The sequence below is a fragment of the Desulfovibrio sp. 1188_IL3213 genome (genome assembly GCF_036763145.1).
GTDB lineage: Bacteria > Desulfobacterota > Desulfovibrionia > Desulfovibrionales > Desulfovibrionaceae > Desulfovibrio.
The window spans coordinates 1-4,396 of sequence record NZ_JBAIYR010000187.1 but is presented as its reverse complement, the minus strand read 5'-3'; the positions used below and the strand labels follow the sequence as shown (position 1 = coordinate 4,396).

Genomic DNA, 4,396 nt, shown 5'->3' with positions numbered 1-4,396 from the left:
CCTGCAGACGGCCGCGCCGCAGCAAGGCCCGGATGCGGGCTTCAAGCTCTTTAAGGGCAAAGGGTTTGACCAGATAGTCGTCCGCCCCGGCCTCAAGCCCCGCCACCCTGTCGGCCACGGCATCCCGGGCAGTAAGCATGATGATGGGGGCGGATACCCTGTATTCCTGCCGCAAACGGCGGCACAGGCTTATGCCGTCCATGCCGGGCAGCATGACGTCCAGCACTATACAGTCAAAACCCTGCTCAAGAGCCATCGCAAGCCCGGCGTTGCCGTTGCGCGCGCAGTCCAGCGTGTATCCCATCGGTTCAAGATAGGCGTAGAGATTGGCGAGGATATCCTCGTTGTCTTCCACAAGCAGCAGAGAACAGGACATGGGCTCAGCGCTCTGGCACGTCTCGCGCGTCAATGATGCCGATGATGGACAGCCCGTCCACCTCCACCTCATTGGGGCGTTTGCGGTTCCAGTCCACATGTCCAAGCAGGCGCACCTTGTCGCGCGGGGTCACGGTGAGGTGGCCGAACACCTCGTTCTTTATTTCCACCACCACCTTGCCGCTCTGGTCTTCAAACAGATAGCGGTTTTTACGGCGCGGCAGCTTTTCCAGAATATGCCCTTCAAGCACGCAGGGGGCGTCATCCTGCGCACCCAGCACATCCGCCGCGCGGGTAACCGTGGTCGCCACGCCGGGGCCGTCAAAGCCCGAAGCCGCCACGCGGGAGCACGGCAACATGGCTCCCGCAAGGCCAAATGTCAGAACCAGCAGCACCGCCAGTACACGCATAACTCTTCTCCACTCATATCGTGCGGCCGGGCGCGGACCCGGCCGCCCTGAAATCAGTTCAGTATTTCCAGCACTTTAACGTCAATTTTGGCGGGCTTCATCAGATCCTTGTCCACCTTGCCGGAAAGGCGCACGGTGTTTTCGGGCGTGACACTTTGACCGGCAAAGACTTCCCTGTCTATATCCACCGTTATTTCACCGGTGGCGTCTTTGAAAACATATTTGTCATCACTGCCGGCCTTGCGGCCCGTGATCTGGCCGGTAAGCAGAACAGCGGCATCATCCTTGCTGTCCAGAGCCTGTTTGACCGTGGTGACCTCAATCCCCACGGTCGGCCCCTTGAATCCTTCGGACGTCTTGGCTCCGGGACCCTGAAACGCGGCGTGAGCCGGAAGGGCCAAAAGGCCCAACAATAACAATGAAAGTACTGCGCGCATGGCAGCCTCCTTGGTAAGCACTGTTTCTTATGCAACCGTTGGCGGCAAAGGGCCGGAAACGGTCGGCATGCAGCCCCTGCGGGATAAAGGCGAACCGCAGGGCGTATATTGGCTCCGCCCGCCAAACAAGCATGTCAGCGTGGAAAAGCTTTGGAGCATTTTCAGCTTGAAACTGCTCTGACGGCGACGTGAACAGAGGGCCGCCACGAAGGCACAAGCGCTATCTGTTTGCGCTGTTCAGCGCCGCAGTGAGCGGGTGCAGACAGTGAGAGCATGCATTCTCGCTGCTAACACGCCCTAGAGCATTTTAACTTTGAAAAAGTGTAAATGCTCTAACGCTGCACGAAAGTGCAGCGCGCCACAATGTGGCGTGGATTCAGCCGAAAATCGCACTTTTCGGCTGAATGAACACTTTGAAATGTGAAGCATTTCAAAGTTAATCTCCTCTAGTTGAGAACATGCAGGGCCTTGACGGCCACCACCGGTTCCCTGCCTTCTTTTGTTTTGACCTTGCCCACAAGACGCACCTTCATATCAGGGGTGAGCGTCATTCCCTTGAGGGTTTTATGGCCGATGGACACGGCCATACGGCCCGTACCGTCATCCACGATAAAACGGTTTTTCTTGCCGCCCACTTTTTCCACAATATGGCCCACGATCATGACAGGGGTTCTGTCAGGGGCTTTCAGGGCCTTTGCAACGGTATCCACCTCATGAAGATTTGTCATCCCCTGAGCTTTTTCATGACGGGGCTTGCTCTTTTGCGGCGCAGGGCTGGTGACCGCCTGGGGAGCCGCGCCGGACGTGTCCTTGTCAGCAGCGTAGGCGGGAACAGCAAGAGCCATAGTCATAGCCATAACAAGCAGATAACGCATATAATCCTCCAAAAATATTTTACCGGACTCGCGCAACGCACATGCGCCCGCAGACAAAATCTGCACCCGCGAGCGTCAGCAAAGCGTTAGGAATAAAAAAACGTGAATCACCTGCCCTGGCAAACACGCCCCGTTAACATAAAAATATGAAACAAAGCCTCTTCTTGTGAACATGAATCAAAGCTGCTATATTGCCGCGCATGAAAGAGCTTGATCCGCATACAATCCGCCCCTGCCTTGCCTGCGGCGGAACCAATGTTCATCTGGAGTCCATGCTGCCACCGGGAAGACGGCAGGAAGTCTGGCGAGTCGTCTGCTCCTGTGGGCAGACATCGCAGCAATGGTCAGTTTCTCAGGGCGCGGCTATCCGTGCCTGGAACCGTAACCTGGCCTGCGCAAACGAACTTTGATTCTCCGCGCCCGGCCGCACCGTCACCGCACCTGCCCGTGACCTTGTGCAAGCCACTATGAATAGCTTTTTCTATACAAAAAAACAGCAAAAAATCTTTTCCAAGGTCCGCGCCGGGGTGTGCCTGCCGGGCAGCAGCGCCCCTTGCTTGCATGGCGGCAGTACACGCCGGGCATGAGGCAACGGCAAAACAACTCCCTGCCCATGCAGGCGCACTGACAGGCCAGAATCCCGCGGGGTTCCGGCCCTTTTTGTTTCAGACCGCCGCTGTGTGCAACAGGGCCGCCATAGCCCTGCCGGGCCTTCGGAGGAGAGCGAAAGAATCAGTCCGGAATCGCCCGGATCAGTTCGTGATAGCTCGGAATCAACCCGCGATAGCCCAAAATCAGCCTGGCGGGCGTCTTTCAAAGGGCCGTTGCGCACCGCGGCGCTTGAGGCGCACATGCAGAGGCTGCCGTTTCCCGCAGGGCCGAGGGAACGGCTCAAGCGGGGCGGAGCCTTTGTGACGGACGACTGCCGCGAGCCGCCAGCGCTGCTGCAACATGAAATAGCTCTGCATTCACAGCAAGGCTGTCGCGTCGAAAATACGGGATAAGACCTGGCGCAAGGGGAAGGTACGCCTGGGTACGTGATTGGAATAAAAAAGTTTTTTGATATAACCGGTTGAGTAAAAGAGTACGGAAGCGACCTCTAGTCCAGCTCCCGCCCAACCCACACAGCACGGCCGATAACCCGCACAAGATCGGCCAGTTGCTCGTCCGTATCCGCCTCAATGGGCGCATAGTCCGGATTGAAGCTCGTCAGAATAAGCTTGCCCGGCATGGCGTTGACGACCTTGAGGTACACCATGTCCTCCACGCCCACGGCATAAATGCGCCCCGGCACGGGGGTGCGCTGAGCCTGATCTATAAGCACCACGTCATTGTGCATGATGCGCGGCTGCATGCTGTCGCCAGACACCCGCAAAAGCACCATCTGTGACGGGTTGCCCTTGCGGCGCAGGAAGTCCCACCGAAAGGCATAGTGCCGCAGCACGTCGCCGCCGGTTTCAAAGCTGCCGGTCCCGGCTGAAAGACGCGCCTCCACCATAGGGACCATTACCAGTCTCGCTTCACCACAGTTTTGCCCGTTGCCGTCTGCCGTTCCCTTGCCGGCAAGCAACCAGTCAAGGGAGCAGTCCAGCGTGTCGGCCAGACGCACAGCATACTCACCTTTCGGCATCTGCCCGTTTTCATATTTTTGAATGGTGGTAAGGCTTACTCCCACCCTGTCGGCCATGTCCTGCTTGTGCATGCCAAGCTCTTCACGCCGCTGGCGAAGGCGCTGCGCGAAGGCCTTGGGCAATCCAGCCTGGGAGAGTGCTTTCATAGAACTTCCGTTATCTGCGTTTTCAACGCATTAAAACTTTTCTTTTAAAATAACTCCTGAACAGGACAGCTTTATTCTGACCACCACAAAACTACCTTGTTTTTTTTCAAGAATCAATGTTTTCTTTGTAACTACAGGAATAAAATATAAATATTTTTCAAGATTAAAGATCTTCACGTCATTCAACTGTTAAATATTGTTATAAATCATATGATTAAATCTTTTCCTTTATTTATAAACTTTACACTTGATTCATATAATAAAAAGTTATAAATCCCAAATACGCCCCGTATATTTCACATCCATATTTCAGGGAGCATAGCATGTCCGATCTTCAAGATAATATTTATAACCTGAGCGCTGTGCTGGATATTTTGCAAAACAACGCCCATCCTGCCCAAAAGCCCATTTTGCGCCTGGTGGGCGATCATCTTCGCCTGCTCGCACTCTGCATGGACCTTTCGGCGCACCGCCCGCCTGCCCAGACGCCCCATATGCCGCCCTCAGCAGCAGCCCCGAGCG

7 protein-coding genes are annotated in these 4,396 nt (G+C 55.7%); 2 read left to right on the top strand and 5 right to left on the bottom strand.

Annotation, left to right across the window (positions count from 1 at the left end; translation table 11 throughout):
* The 4 genes from V6C16_RS08475 to V6C16_RS08460 form a co-directional block, all read right to left on the bottom strand.
* A partial coding sequence (locus V6C16_RS08475) for a response regulator transcription factor (RefSeq protein ID WP_333534646.1) occupies nucleotides 1-376 on the bottom strand: 376 nt, incomplete at its 3' end.
* Between the two features lie 4 nt (nucleotides 377-380).
* Nucleotides 381-785 carry a NirD/YgiW/YdeI family stress tolerance protein gene (locus V6C16_RS08470; protein WP_333534647.1) on the bottom strand — a complete coding sequence of 135 codons (405 nt, stop codon included), beginning with the start codon at nucleotides 783-785 and terminating at the stop codon, nucleotides 381-383.
* A gap of 53 nt (nucleotides 786-838) precedes the next feature.
* Nucleotides 839-1,222, bottom strand: coding sequence for a YgiW/YdeI family stress tolerance OB fold protein (locus tag V6C16_RS08465; protein WP_333534648.1), 384 nt, complete (start codon nucleotides 1,220-1,222; stop codon nucleotides 839-841).
* Nucleotides 1,223-1,668: 446 nt separating this feature from the next.
* On the bottom strand, nucleotides 1,669-2,097 hold the full coding sequence (locus V6C16_RS08460) for a YgiW/YdeI family stress tolerance OB fold protein (protein ID WP_333534649.1): 429 nt from the start codon (nucleotides 2,095-2,097) through the stop codon (nucleotides 1,669-1,671).
* Nucleotides 2,098-2,288: 191 nt separating this feature from the next.
* Here V6C16_RS08460 and V6C16_RS08455 point away from each other — a divergent pair, with 191 nt between their 5' ends.
* Nucleotides 2,289-2,507 carry a hypothetical protein gene (locus V6C16_RS08455; RefSeq protein WP_256233790.1) on the top strand — a complete coding sequence of 73 codons (219 nt, stop codon included), beginning with the start codon at nucleotides 2,289-2,291 and terminating at the stop codon, nucleotides 2,505-2,507.
* Between the two features lie 689 nt (nucleotides 2,508-3,196).
* Here V6C16_RS08455 and V6C16_RS08450 read toward each other — a convergent pair.
* Nucleotides 3,197-3,874, bottom strand: coding sequence for an XRE family transcriptional regulator (locus V6C16_RS08450; RefSeq protein ID WP_333534650.1), 678 nt, complete (start codon nucleotides 3,872-3,874; stop codon nucleotides 3,197-3,199).
* 323 nt (nucleotides 3,875-4,197) lie between these two features.
* On the opposite strand from V6C16_RS08450, the gene V6C16_RS08445 reads away from it, so the two are divergent.
* The coding region (locus V6C16_RS08445) for a hypothetical protein (protein ID WP_333543007.1) at nucleotides 4,198-4,396 on the top strand (199 nt) is incomplete at its 3' end.